Source organism: Methylobacterium phyllosphaerae (assembly GCF_001936175.1).
GTDB classification, from domain to species: Bacteria; Pseudomonadota; Alphaproteobacteria; order Rhizobiales; family Beijerinckiaceae; genus Methylobacterium; species Methylobacterium fujisawaense.
In genome coordinates, this window is the sequence record NZ_CP015367.1 from 3,121,773 (window position 1) to 3,138,084 (window position 16,312).

At 70.5% G+C, this 16,312-nt stretch carries 17 protein-coding genes; 3 read left to right on the forward strand and 14 right to left on the reverse strand.

The window, feature by feature from the left end:
- The first annotated feature begins 24 nt into the window (after nt 1–24).
- Nucleotides 25–663: a TetR/AcrR family transcriptional regulator gene (locus tag MCBMB27_RS14125; protein ID WP_043351208.1), complete on the forward strand. Its 639-nt coding sequence runs from the start codon at nt 25–27 to the stop codon at nt 661–663.
- A 9-nt stretch (nt 664–672) separates the two neighbouring features.
- Here MCBMB27_RS14125 and dxr read toward each other — a convergent pair whose 3' ends face one another.
- The 14 genes from dxr to dxs form a co-directional block, all read right to left on the reverse strand.
- Complete coding sequence (gene dxr / locus MCBMB27_RS14130) at nt 673–1,851, reverse strand: 1-deoxy-D-xylulose-5-phosphate reductoisomerase (RefSeq protein WP_043351207.1); 1,179 nt, start codon at nt 1,849–1,851, stop codon at nt 673–675.
- A 19-nt stretch (nt 1,852–1,870) separates the two neighbouring features.
- Nucleotides 1,871–2,728, reverse strand: a complete 858-nt coding sequence (locus MCBMB27_RS14135; protein WP_043758800.1) for a phosphatidate cytidylyltransferase — start codon at nt 2,726–2,728, stop codon at nt 1,871–1,873.
- 20 nt (nt 2,729–2,748) lie between these two features.
- Entirely contained in the window at nt 2,749–3,312 is a 564-nt protein-coding gene (gene frr, locus MCBMB27_RS14140; RefSeq protein ID WP_043351205.1) for a ribosome recycling factor, read from the reverse strand.
- A 115-nt stretch (nt 3,313–3,427) separates the two neighbouring features.
- The gene (gene pyrH, locus MCBMB27_RS14145; protein ID WP_043351203.1) at nt 3,428–4,150 is read right to left on the reverse strand and encodes a UMP kinase; all 723 of its coding nucleotides are present in this window, start codon (nt 4,148–4,150) and stop codon (nt 3,428–3,430) included.
- Between the two features lie 457 nt (nt 4,151–4,607).
- Nucleotides 4,608–5,534: a translation elongation factor Ts gene (tsf, locus tag MCBMB27_RS14150; protein ID WP_043382788.1), complete on the reverse strand. Its 927-nt coding sequence runs from the start codon at nt 5,532–5,534 to the stop codon at nt 4,608–4,610.
- A gap of 118 nt (nt 5,535–5,652) precedes the next feature.
- On the reverse strand, nt 5,653–6,720 hold the full coding sequence (locus MCBMB27_RS14155) for a 30S ribosomal protein S2 (protein WP_012320390.1): 1,068 nt from the start codon (nt 6,718–6,720) through the stop codon (nt 5,653–5,655).
- 265 nt (nt 6,721–6,985) lie between these two features.
- Nucleotides 6,986–7,726 (reverse strand): pseudouridine synthase, encoded by a 741-nt coding sequence (locus tag MCBMB27_RS14160; RefSeq protein WP_075380719.1) that lies wholly within the window; start codon nt 7,724–7,726, stop codon nt 6,986–6,988.
- Nucleotides 7,723–8,628 carry a class I SAM-dependent methyltransferase gene (locus MCBMB27_RS14165; RefSeq protein WP_043351191.1) on the reverse strand — a complete coding sequence of 302 codons (906 nt, stop codon included), beginning with the start codon at nt 8,626–8,628 and terminating at the stop codon, nt 7,723–7,725. The genes MCBMB27_RS14160 and MCBMB27_RS14165 overlap by 4 nt, the downstream gene beginning before the upstream one ends.
- A 149-nt stretch (nt 8,629–8,777) precedes the next feature.
- On the reverse strand, nt 8,778–9,776 hold the full coding sequence (era, locus tag MCBMB27_RS14170; RefSeq protein WP_043351189.1) for a GTPase Era: 999 nt from the start codon (nt 9,774–9,776) through the stop codon (nt 8,778–8,780).
- The gene (gene rnc, locus MCBMB27_RS14175; RefSeq protein WP_083683545.1) at nt 9,773–10,552 is read right to left on the reverse strand and encodes a ribonuclease III; all 780 of its coding nucleotides are present in this window, start codon (nt 10,550–10,552) and stop codon (nt 9,773–9,775) included. Before rnc ends, era begins: the two co-directional genes overlap by 4 nt.
- Nucleotides 10,549–11,334, reverse strand: a complete 786-nt coding sequence (gene lepB, locus MCBMB27_RS14180; protein ID WP_091955302.1) for a signal peptidase I — start codon at nt 11,332–11,334, stop codon at nt 10,549–10,551. The genes rnc and lepB overlap by 4 nt, the downstream gene beginning before the upstream one ends.
- 191 nt (nt 11,335–11,525) lie before the next feature.
- Nucleotides 11,526–11,936 carry a holo-ACP synthase gene (gene acpS, locus MCBMB27_RS14185; protein WP_043758808.1) on the reverse strand — a complete coding sequence of 137 codons (411 nt, stop codon included), beginning with the start codon at nt 11,934–11,936 and terminating at the stop codon, nt 11,526–11,528.
- Nucleotides 11,933–12,682 (reverse strand): pyridoxine 5'-phosphate synthase, encoded by a 750-nt coding sequence (locus tag MCBMB27_RS14190; protein ID WP_043382776.1) that lies wholly within the window; start codon nt 12,680–12,682, stop codon nt 11,933–11,935. Before MCBMB27_RS14190 ends, acpS begins: the two co-directional genes overlap by 4 nt.
- A 312-nt stretch (nt 12,683–12,994) precedes the next feature.
- Nucleotides 12,995–14,974 (reverse strand): 1-deoxy-D-xylulose-5-phosphate synthase, encoded by a 1,980-nt coding sequence (dxs, locus tag MCBMB27_RS14195; RefSeq protein WP_075380721.1) that lies wholly within the window; start codon nt 14,972–14,974, stop codon nt 12,995–12,997.
- A 202-nt stretch (nt 14,975–15,176) separates the two neighbouring features.
- Between dxs and MCBMB27_RS14200 the strand changes: the two genes are divergently transcribed.
- Together MCBMB27_RS14200 and MCBMB27_RS14205 are read left to right on the forward strand one after the other, a co-directional pair.
- Nucleotides 15,177–15,431 carry a hypothetical protein gene (locus tag MCBMB27_RS14200; protein WP_043387694.1) on the forward strand — a complete coding sequence of 85 codons (255 nt, stop codon included), beginning with the start codon at nt 15,177–15,179 and terminating at the stop codon, nt 15,429–15,431.
- On the forward strand, nt 15,431–16,312 hold the full coding sequence (locus MCBMB27_RS14205) for a DNA/RNA non-specific endonuclease (RefSeq protein WP_083683547.1): 882 nt from the start codon (nt 15,431–15,433) through the stop codon (nt 16,310–16,312). Before MCBMB27_RS14200 ends, MCBMB27_RS14205 begins: the two co-directional genes overlap by 1 nt.

Here is a 16,312-nt window from a genome sequence, read left to right on the forward strand (position 1 = left end):
GCGCCACGGGCGCGGAGCGGGACGATGGCTCAGGGTGCGGTTCTGGAGCGAGGTCAGGCCCAGCACGAGGGCGACAAGCGGCAGCAGATCCTCGAGGGTGCGCGGATTGTGTTCCTGTCGGCGGGGTTCGACGGTGCCAGCATGGGCGAGATCGCCCGCGCGGCCGGCGTCTCGAAGGGCACGCTCTACGTCTATTTCGAGAGCAAGGAGGCGCTGTTCGAGGCGCTGACGACGCAGGAGAAGGCCAGCCTCGCCGAAGCCCTGTTCACACTCGATGCGGATGATCCCGACGTGCCGGGCGTGCTCACGCGGCTGGGGGTGAGCTTCCTGACCGAGATGTGCCGGCCGGAGCATGTCTCGCTGGTTCGCATGGTGATCGGTGCGAGCGAGAAGTTTCCCCGCTTCGGGCAGGTCTATTATCAGGCTGGTCCGGCCTGCGGCGTCGACCGCCTCTCCCGCTATCTCGACGCGCAGGTCCAGGCGGGACGCCTGACCATCGCCGACACCGAACTCGCGGCCCGACACTTCCTGCACCTCTGCCAGGCCGGTCTGCTGACGCGCCTGCTGTTCGCGGCAGGCGGCATCGCCGGCGAGGCCGAGATGCGCCATCAGATCGACGAGGCGGTGCGGGTGTTCCTGGCCGGCTACGGCCCGGCGCGCTGAGGCGGGGGTTCAGCCGGCGGCGCGCAGCTCCGGCAGGGCCTCGGCGCTCCAGATCCGGACGTGGGCGTCGATGGCGAGCGCCTCGTCCACGTCGGCCGGTGCGGTGCGGTACGAGCCGGCGAAGTGCGTGCAGGCGCGCTCGACCAGATCGCTGATCCCGTAGAAGCCGATCCGGCCGGCAATGAAGGCCGCCACCGCGATCTCGTTGGCCGCGTTCATTACGGTCGGCGCCGCGCCGCCGGCGGCCAGCGCCGCCCGGGCGATCCGCAGGCAGGGGAAACGCGCCTCGTCCGCCGCCTCGAAGGTGAGCGAGCCCAGCGTCACGAGGTCGAGGGGCCGACCGCGCTCGATGGTGAGCCGGTCCCCGAGCCCGAGGCAGTGCGAGATCGGCACGCGCATGTCGGGCAGCGCCAGCTCGGCGGTCACCGCCCCGTCGAGCCAGTAGACCAGGCCGTGGATCACCGATTGCGGATGCACCACGACGTCCAGGCGCTCGGGCTCGATCCCGAACAGATGGTGCGCCTCGATCAGTTCGAGGCCCTTGTTCATCAGGCTCGCCGAATCGATGTTGATCTTCATGCCCATCGACCAGGTCGGATGAGCGGCCGCCTCGGCCGCGGAGGCGGCGGCGATGCGCTCGCGGGTCCAGGTCCGGAACGGGCCGCCCGAGGCCGTGATCATCATGGTGCGGACGTCGGCGAGCGGCCGGCCGGCCAGCGCCTGGCTCAGGGCGTCGTGCTCGGAATCCATCGGCAGGATCGTGGCGCCGTAGCGCGCGGCGTCGCGCATGAAGGCGTCGCCGGCGCAGACGAGGCTCTCCTTGTTGGCGAGCGCGACCTTGCGGCCCAGCCGAAGGGCGGCGTGGGTCGATTTCAGCCCTGCCGCCCCGCTCACCGCCGCCACGACGATGTCGGCGTCGCGGGCGGCCGCCTCCATGACGGCGGCCTCCCCCGCCCCGCTCGGGATGCCGGAGCCCGACAGGGCCTCGGCGAGGGCCGGGCCGGCGGATTCATCGGCCAGTGCCGCGAAGGACGCATTCAGCTCCCGCGCGACTTTGGCCAAGGCGACGGGATCCTTGCCCCCCACCAGGGCGCCGGCCCGGAACCGGTCGGCATGCTGGGCGAGGAGGTCGGCGGTGGAACGGCCGATCGAGCCGGTGGCGCCGAAGACGGTGACGACCTGGGTCACGGGTTCAACTCCCTCATCGTCACGCGATCAGACCGCCCCCGCGCAGGGCGAGATAGAGGGCCGCCAGCACGGCGACCGCGAAGAATCCGTCGAGCCGGTCCATGACGCCGCCATGGCCCGGGATGATCTTTCCGGAGTCCTTCACGCCGTAATGGCGCTTGAGACCGGATTCGATCAGGTCCCCCGCCTGACTCAGGACGGAGGCGAGCGCGCTGACGCCTGCCACAACCGGCAGGGAGGCGGCGCTGGGCAGAGGCATCCCGGCAAGGTCGGCGACCACCGGGACCAGCGTCCCGGCCGCGACCGCGCCGACGAGGCCGCCGAGGGCCCCCGACCACGTCTTGTTGGGCGAGACCCGGGGCATCAGCTTCGGGCCGCCGATCTTCCGGCCTGCGAAATAGGCAGCGATGTCGGTGGACCAGACCACCGCAAACATCCAGGCCGGACCGACGAGACCGATGGCGGGATCGTCGCGCAGGGCCACAGGCACCGCCGCGATCGCCGCCGCGCCGAGCACACCGGCGAACGCGCGGAACCGGCCCCCAGGCGTCCGCGCCACCGTGGCGCAAGCCGCGGCGCCGAGTACAAGGACAGCGATGCAGGCCGGTGTCGGGGCACCGCCGCGCTGGCAGAGCAGCAGGGCGCCCAGCGTCGCAGCGCCCAGTGCGATCAGAACCTCGCGGGGCTCGGTGCGGCTCATCACCATCCACTCGCCGAATCCGATGATGCCGGCGGCGAGCCAGATCCCCGCGAAGGGCCAGCCCCCATAGACGAGTGCGGCCAGCACGCCGGCCCCGAGCACGAGGCCCGAGGCGACGCGCAGCCACAGCTCGCGCCGTCCCGAGGGACGCGCGGCCGGTGCGGCGGCGGCGGTCACGCGCGTCCCGTCCCTTCGCCTCAGACCTGCATGATTTCCTTCTCCTTGGAGGCCAGCACGCCGTCGATCTCGGCGATGAACTGGTCGGTCGCCTTCTGCACGTCGGCGGCCTGGCGCTTCTCGTCGTCCTCCGAGATGGCGCTGTCCTTCAGGAGCTTCTTCAGATGATCGAGGCCGTCCCGGCGGACGTGGCGCACGGCGACGCGGGCCTCCTCGGTGTACTTGTGGGCGACCTTGACCATCTCCTTGCGGCGCTGCTCGTTCATCTCGGGGATGCGGAGCCGGATGGTCTGCCCCTCGGTCTGCGGGTTGAGTCCGAGATCGGATTCGCGGATCGCCTTCTCGACGGCGGTGACCATGCTGCGGTCCCAGACCGAGATCGACAGGAGCCGGGGCTCCGGCACGCTGACGGTGGCGACCTGCGCCATCGGCATCATCGATCCGTAGGCATCCACCTGGATCGGATCCAGGAGCGACGGCGTGGCGCGCCCGGTGCGCAGCGAGCCGAGATCCTTCGAGAGCGAGGACACGGCGCCCTGCATCCGGCGCTTGAGGTCGTTGAGATCGAATTCCGGTGTGGCCATGGTGGTCGTCCCGAGACGTCTGACGGTATCTTGAGCCCGGCGCGGGCAATCGCGGCCTCAATGGACGAATTTTTTCAGGGCCGCAAACGGTGGCGGCGGCATCACCGCCGCCTCGTCAGGGCGCCACGAGGGTCGAGGGGGCCTCGCCCGACAGGATGCCGGCAATCGAGCTCGGCGGATGGAGCGATCCGACGAGGATCGACAGCCGGCTCTCCCGGGCCAGCGCGAAGGCCGCCGTGTCCATCACCTTGAGATCGCGGGCGATGGCCTCGTCATGGGTGATGCGGTCGTAGCGGGTCGCGCTCGGATCCTTCTTGGGATCGGCCGTGTAAACGCCGTCGACCTGCGTCGCCTTCAGAACCGCGTCGCAGCGCAATTCGGCGGCGCGCAGGACGGCGGCGGTGTCGGTGGTGAAGAACGGGTTCCCGGTGCCGCCCGCGAGGACGACCACCTGCCCCTTGTCGAGGTGGTGCAAGGCCGGCTGGCGGGCGTAGGTCTCGCAGATGGTCGGCATCGACACCGCCGACATGGTGCGGGCCTGGACGCCCGCGGCGTTCAGGGCGGTCTCGATAGCCAGGGAATTCATGACGGTGGCCATCATCCCCAGCGAATCCCCAGTGGCCCGGTCGATCCAGCCGGCCGCCGAGATCCGCGCTCCGCGGATCATGTTGCCGCCGCCGACCACGATGGCGATCTCGGCACCGGCCTCGATGGTGCGGGCGATGTCCTCGGCGAGCCCCGCCAGGGTCGGCGGATGCAACCAGTACCCGTCAGGGGCTGCAAGAGCCTCGCCCGATAGCTTCAGCAATATCCGGCGAAACGGCGTCGTATCCGGCATCGGGTTCCCCGGCTCCATCCCGCGTCGCGCAAACCGGGAGGCTTCTACGTCAGGCGCGGGAGTTCCGTCGAGGGGTTCGGGCCGATCCGGCGGGGCACATCGGTCGAATCATACGGGAGAGATGGCCCAATCCCGGGAGGACCATCCGTCAACGGGCGAGGCGCCGGCCTGATCGTGGATCAGGCCGGCGCCTGGTTTTCAGCTGCCGGTCAGGACGCCGACGGCGCCGAGAACGGTCATGACGAGACCTGAGGCGAACACGCCGATCATCAGGTAGGAGAAGGGTTTCAAAGGCATGGGCACGACATAGCGCAGCGCCGCGAAACGGCGTGTGCGCCGCAACACGGTCCGACGTGGAACGCTTTGGCGAGGCCGAAAATGCGAAGCCCCGCCCGGCTCGCGCCGGACGGGGCTGGTCTCACTGGGGCCCGGCGCGCCGGGCGATCGCGGACGACCGTCAGGCGCGGCCGGCCTGCTGGGCGACCTCGGTGGCGAAGTCCGGCCCCTCTTCCTTCTCGATGCCCTCGCCGAGGGCGTAGCGCACGAAGCCCGTCAGGGTGACCGGACCACCGACCTTCGAGCCGGCCTCCTTGAGGACCTGGCTCACCGTCTTCGAGCCGTCGTGCACGAAGGGCTGCTCCAGGAGGGTGACCTCCTTGTAGTAGCTCTTCAGGCCGCTCTCGATGATCTTGGCGAGGACGTGGTCCGGCTTGCCGGCGTTCTTCTCGCGCAGGATGTTCGACTCGCGCTCCACCGTGGCGGTGTCGACGCCCGAGGCGTCGAGCGCCACCGGGTTGGTCGCCGCGACATGCATGGCGATCTGGCGACCGAGGGCCGAGAGCGCCTCGACGTCGCCCTCGGACTCGAGAGCCACGAGCACGCCGATCTTGCCGAGCCCCTCGGAGATCTGGTTGTGCACGTAGGAGGCGATCACGCCCTTCTTGACCTCGAGCTTGGCCACGCGCCGCAGGTTCATGTTCTCGCCGATCGTGGCGATCAGGTTCTGCAGCTTCTCGGAGACGGTCTCGGTGGCGCCCGGGAAATGGGCGGCCTGCAGACCCTCCAGCGTGCCGTCGGTGTTGAGCGCGATCTTGGCAGCCTCGCGGACGAAGGCCTGGAAGGCGTCGTTGCGGGCGACGAAGTCGGTCTCGGAGTTCACCTCGACCACGGCGGCGTGGTGGCCGGCGGACTCGACGGCCACGAGGCCCTCGGCGGCGACGCGGCCGGCCTTCTTTGCGGCCTTGGCGAGACCCTTCTTGCGCAGCCAGTCGACGGCGGCCTCGATGTCGCCCTGCGTCTCGTTGAGCGCGCCCTTGCAGTCCATCATGCCGGCGCCGGTCTTCTCCCGGAGCTCCTTCACCATCGCGGCGGTGATGTTGGCCATGGCGGTCCCTTTCGTGTGGTCTGGATGCGAGAGGCCCGGCGCGCGGGTGAGCGGCCGGGCCCGGTATGCCTGGAACCGCGACGGCCCGATGACGGTGCCGCCGCGGAGTCCCGATGGATCAGGCTGCGGCGGCGGCCTCGACGAAGCCACGGGCCTGCGAGACCCACGAATCGCGGTCGATGCGGCCGTTGAGCTTCAGGTCGGCATCGACCTTGGCAACGTCCTCGGGGGTCATCGCGGCGAGCTGCCAGTAGTGGTAGATGCCGGCGTCGTTCAGCTTCTGGACGATCTGCGGGCCTGCGCCGTTGAGCTTGGTCAGGTCGTCCGGCGCGCCGCGCGGGGCGGCCAGCAGCTCGAAATGCTCGGTCGACTCGGCGAGCATCGCCACGTCGGCCGGGTCGAGGGCGTCGGACTCCACCGTGACGGCCGCGTCGTCGTTGGCGGGCAGCTCCTCGGCCATCGGCTCCTCGGAGGCGCCGAGATCCATGCCCGACGAGCCCTGGGCGCGCGAGATGCCGTCGATGGCGGCCTTGGCGATCAGGTCACAGTAGAGCGCGATGGCGCGGCCCGCATCGTCGTTGGCCGGGACGATGTAGCTGATGCCGTCCGGGTTGCAGTTCGTGTCGACGATGGCGGCCACCGGGATGCCGAGGCGGTTCGCCTCCTTGATCGCCAGCTGCTCCTTGTTGGTGTCGATCACGAACAGCAGGTCGGGGACGCCGCCCATGTCCTTGATGCCGCCGAGCGCCTTCTCGAGCTTCTCCTTCTCACGGGAGAGCATCAGGCGCTCCTTCTTGGTCAGGCCCGGGCCGCCGGTCTCCAGCGTCTCGGTGACCTTGCGCAGGCGCGAGATCGAACCCGAGATCGTCTTCCAGTTGGTGAGCATGCCGCCCAGCCAGCGGGAGTTGACATAGTACTGGGCCGAGCGCTTGGCCGCCTCGGCGATCGTGTCGGCCGCCTGGCGCTTGGTGCCGACGAACAGCACGCGGCCGCCCTTGGCGACGGTGTCGCTCACCGCCTGCAGCGCCTGGTGCATCGCCGGCACGGTCTGGGCCAGATCGATGATGTGGATGTTGTTGCGCGTTCCGAAGATGTAGGGCTGCATCTTCGGGTTCCAGCGGTGCGCCTGGTGACCGAAATGCGCCCCCGCCTCGAGGAGCTGACGCATAGAGAAATCGACGGCCATGTCTGTGTACTCTCCGGTTATATCCGCCGCGGAGGGATGCGGTCGTCCGAGATCTCGGACGACCACCGGAAACGCCTCATTCAGGCATGAGGCCGGCTCCGCGTGTGGGATGGGCCGGCGCTTAGCAGAGGCCGGGTGCGAAGGCAAGGCGCGGAACGGCGCCCGCGCGATCGGCATCCAGGCCCCGGCCGTCGTCGGCGCAATCGTCAGTCTTGCGTCAATCTTGCCCGGTCGCCGCGCTGGTCGCCCTCGAACACGGGACGGCTCACGCAGCCGCAAACACCGCCGCCACGTCCCCGGCGGTCATCACCCGGTAATCCCCCGCCGCCAGATCCGCCGGCAGGTCGAGGCCGCCGACCCGATCCCGGTGCAGGGCCGTGACGTGGTTGCCGACGGCGGCGAACATCCGGCGGACCTGATGGTAGCGGCCCTCCGTCAGCGTCACCGCACAATGCATGGTATCGGCGACGTCGAGGTGCACCGGCAGCAGCGGGCGGTCCTCACCCTCGAGCATCAGCGTGCCGGCGGCGAAGACCGCCGCCTCCCCGCCGCTCAGCGGCCGGTCGAGGGTGACACGGTAGCGCTTGGCCACCTGCGCCTTCGGGCTGATGATCCGGTGCAGCAGAGCGCCATCGTCGGTCAGCAGCAGGAGGCCCGAGGTCTCCTTGTCGAGCCGCCCGACGGTCGAGAGCGGCGGGTCACGGCGGCGCCAGCGCTCCGGCAGAAGCCCGTAGACCAGCGGACCGGCCTCCTTGTGCGAGCAGGTCACGCCGAGCGGCTTGTGCAGCATCAGACACAGGCCGGGCAGCGGATCGACGGGCGCGCCGTCGATCGTCAGCCGGTCCGGCAGATCCGGGTCGAGGGCGATCCGGTCGCCGGCATCGTCCAGATCCGCGCCATCGAGGCGGATCGCGCCGGCGCGGGCGAGGGTCTGGATCTCGCGGCGCGAGCCGTAGCCGAGATTGGCGAGGAGCTTGTCGAGCCGGACGGACTTGGCTGCGCTCACCGGCGCGCCTCGTAGACGCGGAAGCCGTTCGCCTGCACGGCGACGGAGACGCTCCGGAACGCCGCGCGCAGGGGCGCCTCGTAAGGCAGATGCGCGTTGGCCACGAGCCAGAGCGTGCCGCCCGGCCGCAGAACCTCGGATGCCCGGGCGATGAATGCGCGGCCGAGGGACGGGTCCTCGGTTCCGGCCTCGTGAAACGGCGGATTGGTGACGATGAAGTCGAGCTGGTCCGGCACCACGCCGGGCGTCCGGACATCCGCCCAGTGGATCGTGGCCCGCGGGTCGGCGACGTTGCGCCGGGCCATCTCGACGGCCCGGCGGTCGATCTCCACCAGCGTCAGGGCGGTGACCGCGTCCGAGCCCAGCACTGCCCGGGACAGGATCCCGAGGCCGCAACCGAAATCGGCGCCGCGGCCCTTGAAGGCCGGCAGATTCGCCAGGAGCAGCGCCGTGCCGGCATCCAGCCGGTCCCATGAGAAGATTCCGGGCTGCGTGCACAGGGCGAGGTTGTCGACATGGCGCGGACCGCCCTCGTCGATCGCCTCGGCGAGTCCGGCCGGCTCTGTCGGGCGCTCCGCCGTGCAGATCCGGTGATGCCGGCGCGGCTGGTCTGCGGCGGCGCAGCCGAAGGTCGTCAGCTCCTTGGCGAGACGGGTGCCGCCCCGGTCCTTCGGGGCCAGGGCGACCATGCGCCCGCCCGGCCCGAGGGCGCGCAGCACCTGGGCCAGCACGTAGCGCCGCTCGACCGTTCCGGGCGGCGCGAGCACCGTGGCCGCGTCGAGGCTGTTCTCGGACAGATCCTCAAGCCGTGCGGCGCCGGGGATCATGGGGGAAAGCTGGACGGCGTCGCCGGGAACCTCAGCGAGGTCGGCCGGCGGCAGGCCGTAGACGGCATGGCGCATGAACGGTTCGGGATCTGGAGAGCCAACGCCGGAACGCGAATCCGCGGCGGAGCGGGGCAAGCCCGCGCCCGACTCGGTTCATCCGGGGGAACACCGCGTTTATACCGGAACCGGCCGGGAAGCCCAGCCTCCTGGGCGCGGCCCCGTCGTCAGCCGCGCGGGAATTCGAGGCCCATCTCGCGGTAGCGGGCCGGATCGTCGGCCCAGTTCTCCCGCACCTTCACGTGCAGGAACAGGTGGACCTTGGCGTCGGCCGCCTCGGCGATCTCGACGCGGGCCGCCTGCCCGATCGACCGGATGGTCTGGCCGCCCTTGCCGAGCACGATGGAGCGCTGGCTCTCCCGCTCGACGAAGATCGTCTGCTCGATCCGAACCGACCCGTCGGGCCGGATCTGCCACTGGTCGGTTTCCACCGTCGAGCGATAGGGCAGTTCCTCGTGAAGCCGGTCGTAGATCTTCTCGCGGGTGATCTCGGCGGCGAGCATGCGCAGCGGCGCGTCCGAGACCTGATCCTCCGGATAGAGCCAGGGGCCCGGCGGCATCCGGGCCGCGAGGGCGCGGCGCAGATCGTCCACGCCGTCGCCGTTCAGCGCCGAGATCATGAAGGTCTCGGCGAAGGGCGCCGCGGCGTTGAGCTTGGCGGCGAGGTCGAGCAGGCGCTCGCGCGGGATCAGGTCGATCTTGTTGAGGATCAGCAGCTTCTCGCGCTTCACCTCGCCGAGCCGCCCGAGCACGGCCTCCACCTCCGCATCGACGCCCTTGCGCGCATCGACCAGCAGGCAGACCGCGTCGGCATCGGCGGCGCCGCTCCAGGCCGAATGCACCATCGCCCGGTCGAGGCGGCGCTTGGGCGCGAAGATGCCGGGGGTGTCGACGAGCACGACCTGGGCCGAGCCCTCGATGAGGATGCCCCGCACCAGCGCCCGGGTCGTCTGCACCTTCCGGGAGACGATCGAGACCTTGGTGCCGACGAGGTTGTTGAGCAGGGTCGACTTGCCGGCATTCGGCACACCGATCAGCGCGACGAAGCCGGCCCGGGCGTCGGCGGGCGTGCCCGGGAGCATGGACGGATCGCGCGCGGGCTCCTGGCCCGGCATGGCGCCGGGGCCGTCCTGCGCGTCGTGATCGTCCGGTTCGTGCGTGTTCATGCTGTCTCCGTCGGCCCCGCATCCGCGGAGGCTCCGATTCCCTCTCGCTCCATCAGCGCCCGGGCGGCGGCCTGCTCGGCGATCCGCTTCGAGGTGCCGTCGCCGAGGCCGGGCTCGAGGCCCTCGACCTGGACGGCGATGCGGAACCGGGGCGCGTGGTCGGGACCCGTGCGTTCCACCACCGCATAGGTGGGGATCGGCAGGCTGCGGCCCATCGCCCATTCTTGCAAGGCCGATTTGGCGTCACGGCCCCGTGCCGCAGCCGTCGGCTCGCCCGGGCGGAAATGCGCCTCGACCACCGCCCGGGCGGCGTCGAAGCCGGCGTCGAGGTAGATCGCCCCCAGGATCGCCTCGCAGACGTCGGCGAGGATCGTCTGATTGCGCCGGCCGCCACCCATCACCTCGCCCTGGCCGAGGATCAGGTGCGGTCCGACCTCCCAGGACGCGGCCACAACCGCGCAGGTCTCACGCCGGACCAGGGCGGCGAGCCGCCGGGAGAGATCGCCCTCGTCGGCATTCGGAAAGGCGCCGTAAAGGCGATCGGCGACCGCGAGCCCGAGCACCCGGTCGCCGAGGAATTCCAGGCGCTGGTAGCTGCCGCCCCGACCGCTGGACTTGCTGGTATGGGTCAGGGCACGAGTGAGCAGGTCCTGATCGGCGAAGCTGTGCCCGATCCGCTCCTCGAGCGCACTCAGGGGCGGCCGCGGCTTGTGGGCCCGACGGGATCGGGCGTTGGCCCGGGGCTGCGCGGCGTCGTCCAAGTCCGGACCGGTCAATGGATCGTCGTGAACAGGCGCGACCAGCGCACGTGGGCCGGCCAGTTCCAGACCTGCCACGCCGGGGTCCCCTCGTCGATCGAGAAGAAGATCATCTCGGCGCGCCCGACCAGATTGGCGAAAGGCACGTAGCCGACATTGGCGAGGTCGCGCGAATCGGTGGAGTTGTCGCGGTTGTCGCCCATCATGAAAAAGTGACCGGGCGGGACCGTGTACAGCTCGGTCTTGTCCCAGAAACCATTGTCGCCGTCGCGCTCGATCACCCGGTGGGCCACGCCATTGGGCAGGGTCTCCATATATTGCGGCACCTTGGTGGGCTGCCCGTAGGGATCGGTCGTCTCGTAATCGGCGATCCGCTCGCGCTTGACCGCCTTGCCGTTGATGTTGAGCACGCCGTCGATCATCTGGATCTTGTCGCCCGGCAGGCCGATCACGCGCTTGATGTAGTCGGTCGAATTGTCCTTGGGCAGCTTGAACACCGCGATGTCGCCGCGCTTCGGATCGGCGCCCCAGATCCGGCCCTCGGCCTGAATCGGGATGTATTCCGACAGCGGCAGCGAGTACTTGGAGTAGCCGTAGGAATATTTCGATACGAACAGGTAATCGCCGATCAGCAGGGTCGGGACCAGCGACCCTGAGGGGATGTTGAACGGCTGGAACAGCAGCGTCCGCACCACCAGGGCGATCAGCAGCGCCTGGATGCCGACCTTCAGCGTCTCGCGGATGCTGGCCCAGGTGCCGGTCTCGGCGGGTTTCCTGAGCGGCTTGCCGTCGTAATCCACGCGCGCGTTCCGTCTTTGGTTGAGGTTCGTCACCTGCCGCCAGCGGGGCGCAGCCCCGCCGCGCGCGGCTTGCTGATGTGCGGTTGGCCCGAGGAATGCGCCGCAATCGTGTCCGCTGTAGGCGGCGGTCTAGACCATGCGCGAGCCCCCCGCAACGCGCGACCGGGGCCGGCTAATCCGCGATGGCCGCCTCAACCGGCGACAGAGACCGGCAGGGCTTCAATGATCACGAAGGCTTGTGCCATCGGTGGATCGTCCGTGAGGCTCACATGCAGGCGCGCCGCGTGTCCGGCCGGCAGAAGTTCCGCGAGCCGCGCGGCCGCACCGCCCGCCAGCCGGAGGGTCGGCTGTCCGGAGGGCAGGTTCACCACCTCCATGTCACGCCAGAACACGCCGGCGCTGAAACCCGTGCCCAGCGCCTTGGCGCAGGCCTCCTTGGCGGCGAAGCGCCGGGCGTAGCCCTCGGCACGGGCGGCCCGCCGGTCGCAGCGGGCCCGCTCGCCCTCGGTGAAGACCCGGTGGGTGAAGCGCGCGCCGTGCCGCTCCAGGGTCCGGGCGATCCGACGGATGTCGCAGAGATCCGAGCCAATCCCGACGATCATGCGAGCCGGGCCCGATCCATGGCGGCCCGCATGTCGCGCACCGCTTGGTCGAGCCCCACGAAGATCGCGTCGGCGATCAGCGAATGGCCGATATTGAGCTCCCGGATCTGCGGCAGCGCCGCCACCGGCCCGACGCTGCCGAGGGTCAGCCCGTGACCCGCATGGATCTCCAAGCCGAGGCCGGCCCCGTGCTCGGCTGCGCGCCGGAGGCGGGCGAGTTCGTGGGCCGTGCGGCCGTCATCGTCCTCAAGGGCGGCCTCGCAGTAGCTGCCCGTGTGCAACTCGACCACGGGCGCCCCCAGGGCATGGGCGGCGTCCATCACCGCGGGCTCCGGCTCGACGAACAGCGAGACGCGGATACCGGCTTCCGCGAGGGTCCGGATGCGCGGCGCGAGGTGCTCCCGGCCGCCGACGATGTCGAGCCCGCCCTCGGTGGTGCGCTCCTCGCGCTTCTCCGGGACGAGGCAGGCGGCATGGGGCCGCGTGGCCAGCGCGATCGCCACCATTTCGTCGGTGGCCGCCATCTCGAAATTGAGCGGCACGGACAATCCGCGCTTCAGCGCGGCGATGTCGGTGTCGCGGATATGGCGCCGGTCCTCGCGCAGATGCGCGGTGATGCCGTCGGCGCCCGCCTCGACGGCGAGCAGCGCCGCCCGCACCGGGTCCGGGTAATCGCCGCCGCGGGCGTTGCGGACGGTCGCGACGTGATCGATGTTGACGCCGAGGCGCAGCTTTTCGGAGGTCATCCGCTCGTTCGTCCCCGTGTCGGCGCGATGCGACAGGCTTACCGGCATGGTTCGGAAGGCGCGGCGCGCCCTCACCCCGTGTCGGCGATATGCGGAGGATCGCGCGCGCCGGCAAGACGGCCGGGGCCGCGACACTTACCGATCGGCTGGCGCGCCCGTCATCGCGGAAGACGGCGATCCGGGGGACGAGGATCGTCACTCCGGGGATCCGGCGCCGCCGGGATCGGCGGCGCCGAGGGAGCAAGATCCCTGGGCGGGCCTCCCCGACAGGCGGCCCGCCCGGTCATCCAAGGGGCCGAAAGGCCCTCCCGCTCAGGCGAGGCGCAGGCGCGACCGGCCGTCCTTCCGCTCGGGCAGGGCATCGAGGGCGGCCTTGACGATGGCTTTGGCGTCGAGGCCGGCTTCGGCGTACATCTTCTCGGGGCTGTCGTGGTCCTGGTAGGTGTCCGGCAGCGTCAGCGTCCGCACCCGGACCCCGCCCGCGTCCAGCGCGCCCGTCTCCGACAGCAGGTGTAGCACCATCGCGCCGAACCCGCCCCGCGAGCCCTCCTCGATCGTCAGCAGGACCTCGTGGTCCCGCGCCAGATCCAGGATCAGCGCCTCGTCCAGCGGCTTGGCGAACCGCGCATCCGCCACCGTCACCGCCACGCCCTGCTCGGACAGCGTGTCCGCCGCCTTCGAGGCCTCGGCCAGCCGCGTGCCCAGGCTGAGGATCGCCACCCGCGCCTCCGCGTCCCGGCGCACCACCCGGCCCTTGCCGATCGCCAGCACCGCGCCCCGCTCCGGCAGCTCGACCCCCACGCCCTCGCCGCGCGGGTAGCGCAGGGCGATCGGGCCCGAATCATGCGCGTGGGCGGTGGCCACCATGTGCACCAGCTCGGCCTCGTCGGAGGCCGCCATCACGGTCATGTTCGGCAGGCAGCACAGATACGCCAGGTCGAACGCGCCGGCATGCGTCGCCCCGTCCGCGCCCACCAGACCCGCCCGGTCCAGGCAGAACCGCACCGGCAGGTTCTGCAGCGCCACGTCGTGCACCACCTGGTCGTAGGCCCGCTGCAGGAACGTCGAGTAGATCGCCACGAACGGCCGGTAGCCCTCGGTGGCCAGCCCGCCCGCGAACGTCACCGCGTGCTGCTCGGCGATGCCCACGTCGAAGGTCTTGTCCGGATGCGCCTTGCCGAACAGGTCGATGCCGGTGCCGCCCGGCATGGCGGCGGTGATCGCCACCACCTTGTCGTCGGCATCCGCCGCCTTGATCAGGCTCTCGCCGAACACCCGCGTGTAGGCCGGCGCGTTCGGCTTGGCCTTGGCCTGCACGCCCGAGATCACGTCGAACTTGACCACGCCGTGGTAGCGGTCGGCGCTCGCCTCGGCCGGCGCGTAGCCCTTGCCCTTCTGGGTGACGACGTGCAGCAGGATCGGGCCGTGCTCGGCGTCGCGGACGTTCTTGAGCACCGGCAGCAGGTGGTCGAGATTGTGCCCGTCCACCGGGCCGACATAGTGGAAGCCCATCTCCTCGAACATCGTGCCGCCGCCGACCACGAGCGAGCGGGCGTATTCCTCGGCCGCCGCGGCGCGCTGGTAGAGCGCCTTCGGCAGCAGCTTGCCGAGCTGCTTGGCGGTCTCGCGCAGGGACTGGTAGGCGCCCCCCGAGGCCAGCCGCGCGAGATAGGCCGACATGGCGCCCACCGGCGGGGCGATCGACATGTCGTTGTCGTTGAGGATGACGATCAGGCGCGAGTGCAGGGCGCCGGCATTGTTGAGCGCCTCGTAGGCCATGCCGGCCGACATCGAGCCGTCGCCGATCACCGCGATGGCGTTGCGGCGCTTCTGCGGGCGGCCCTTCACCTTGGCGGTGGCGTTGTCGAGGTCGCGCGCGACCGCCATGCCCAGCGCCGCCGAGATCGAGGTCGAGGAATGGGCGGCGCCGAACGGGTCGTAGACGCTCTCGCTGCGCTTGGTGAAGCCCGACAGCCCCCCGCCCTGGCGCAGGGTCCGGATGCGGTCGCGGCGCTCCGTCAGGATCTTGTGCGGGTAGCACTGGTGGCCGACGTCCAAGACGATGCGGTCGTCGGGGGTGTCGAACACGTGGTGCAGCGCCACCGTCAGCTCGACCACGCCGAGCCCCGAGCCCAGATGGCCGCCGGTGATCGACACCGCGTCGATCATCTCGGCGCGCACCGCCTCCGCAACAGCCGGAAGATCCGATTCCGGAAGACGCCGCAGCGCCGCAGGATTCGGGACACGGTCCAGCAACGCCGATTGCTCAGGGGAGAGTGCCAATGGTCGCATCCGTTCGTTCGAATATGGCGACGGCTCCGTCACGGGCCCGTGGCAACCGCAACGCCAGCACCCCGGGAGCACGCGTTCATGCTAGAACCCGCCCGTCCGCCGCTGTCATGATAGTGCCAGGTACGGATGAACGGCGGCGCGATCAATGTCGGGCCGTCGCTTTTTTGAATCACGTGCCCTTAACGCCACAAGAGGTTCGCCTTTGAATCCGGCTCGTCTGTGCACAATCCTGCTCGCGCTCGCGATTACGGTTTACGGTCAAGCTTACGCCGCGGCGCGGCCGCTGGACGGCAATCTCGACTTCGCGTGCAACTTCCTGGGCAAGTGCCCGGCCCGGGTCGCCCCGGGCGGCCCGGACCGCGATGTCCGCCCGTTCAACGGCACCCTCGGCCGGCCCTGCGCCTGGCGGGATCGCCCGACCCCGGAGGGTGTGCGCCGGGTCCGCGTCTGCTGGTGATGCGCGCGCCGGCTCTCATCGCCACAGCCCTGGTTCTCGCGCTCGGATCGGTTCCGGTCGGCGCCCAGGATGCCTGTCCGGGGCTGTTCGCCGATGGGCGGATGCCCGTCCTCACCAATCCGAAGCTCGCCGTTCGGGCGACTCCGCTATGCTTCGAGGCCTTCGCGGTGCTGCATTCCGGCGTGACCCGCACGCCCCTCTACGCCGCCGAGCACCTCACCCGCGCCAGCATCGCCGCGGCCCGCGCGGTGGCACGCGACGATGCCTTCCACGAAGAGGCGCGCCTGCCGGAAGACCAGCGCGCCGCCCTTGAGGATTATGTCCGCAGTGGGTTCGACCGGGGCCATCTCGCGCCGGCCGGCGACATGCCGACGGCAAGCGCCCAGGCCGAGTCGTTCAGCCTCGCCAACATCACGCCGCAGAACCGCGTCCTGAACCGGGGGCTCTGGGCCGATATCGAGGAGGGCACCCGGCGCCTGACCAGCCGGCGCGGTGCGCTCTTCGTGGTCACCGGTGTGATCTTCTCCGGCGACGCGGTGCAGCAGATCAAGGGCGGCGTGCTCGTCCCGACCCACTTGTTCAAGGCCCTCTACGATCCGGCCAGCGGCGAGGCCGGAGCATACCTCGCCCGCAACGACGATTCGAAGGATTGGCGCGTGCTGTCGATCGACGATCTGCGCCGGGAATCCGGCATCGACGTCTTTCCCGGCCTGCCGCAAGCGGCCCGCGCGACCGCGATGAGCCTCCCTGATCCCCAGGCCTCCGCCCGCGCGGACGAGCGCCGGCCCCGGCACGAGCAGACCTGGCAGGAATGGCTGGAGCGCGAGCTGGCCCGAGCGGCGCGGAAATTCCTGCGCGACCTGCTGCGTTCGTTCTTCTGA

Bases quoted from the DNA above. Each gene is read 5' to 3' on its own strand.
- frr (WP_043351205.1), bottom strand. From the start codon at position 3,312: ATGGCCACACCGGAATTCGATCTCAACGACCTCAAGCGCCGGATGCAG.
- MCBMB27_RS14190 (WP_043382776.1), bottom strand. From the start codon at position 12,682: ATGACCTCCGAAAAGCTGCGCCTCGGCGTCAACATCGATCACGTCGCG.
- MCBMB27_RS14205 (WP_083683547.1), top strand. From the start codon at position 15,431: ATGCGCGCGCCGGCTCTCATCGCCACAGCCCTGGTTCTCGCGCTCGGA.
- MCBMB27_RS14125 (WP_043351208.1), top strand. From the start codon at position 25: ATGGCTCAGGGTGCGGTTCTGGAGCGAGGTCAGGCCCAGCACGAGGGC.
- MCBMB27_RS14165 (WP_043351191.1), bottom strand. From the start codon at position 8,628: ATGCGCCATGCCGTCTACGGCCTGCCGCCGGCCGACCTCGCTGAGGTT.
- MCBMB27_RS14155 (WP_012320390.1), bottom strand. From the start codon at position 6,720: ATGGCCGTCGATTTCTCTATGCGTCAGCTCCTCGAGGCGGGGGCGCAT.
- dxs (WP_075380721.1), bottom strand. From the start codon at position 14,974: ATGCGACCATTGGCACTCTCCCCTGAGCAATCGGCGTTGCTGGACCGT.
- acpS (WP_043758808.1), bottom strand. From the start codon at position 11,936: ATGATCGTCGGGATTGGCTCGGATCTCTGCGACATCCGTCGGATCGCC.
- pyrH (WP_043351203.1), bottom strand. From the start codon at position 4,150: ATGCCGGATACGACGCCGTTTCGCCGGATATTGCTGAAGCTATCGGGC.
- era (WP_043351189.1), bottom strand. From the start codon at position 9,776: ATGAACACGCACGAACCGGACGATCACGACGCGCAGGACGGCCCCGGC.
- tsf (WP_043382788.1), bottom strand. From the start codon at position 5,534: ATGGCCAACATCACCGCCGCGATGGTGAAGGAGCTCCGGGAGAAGACC.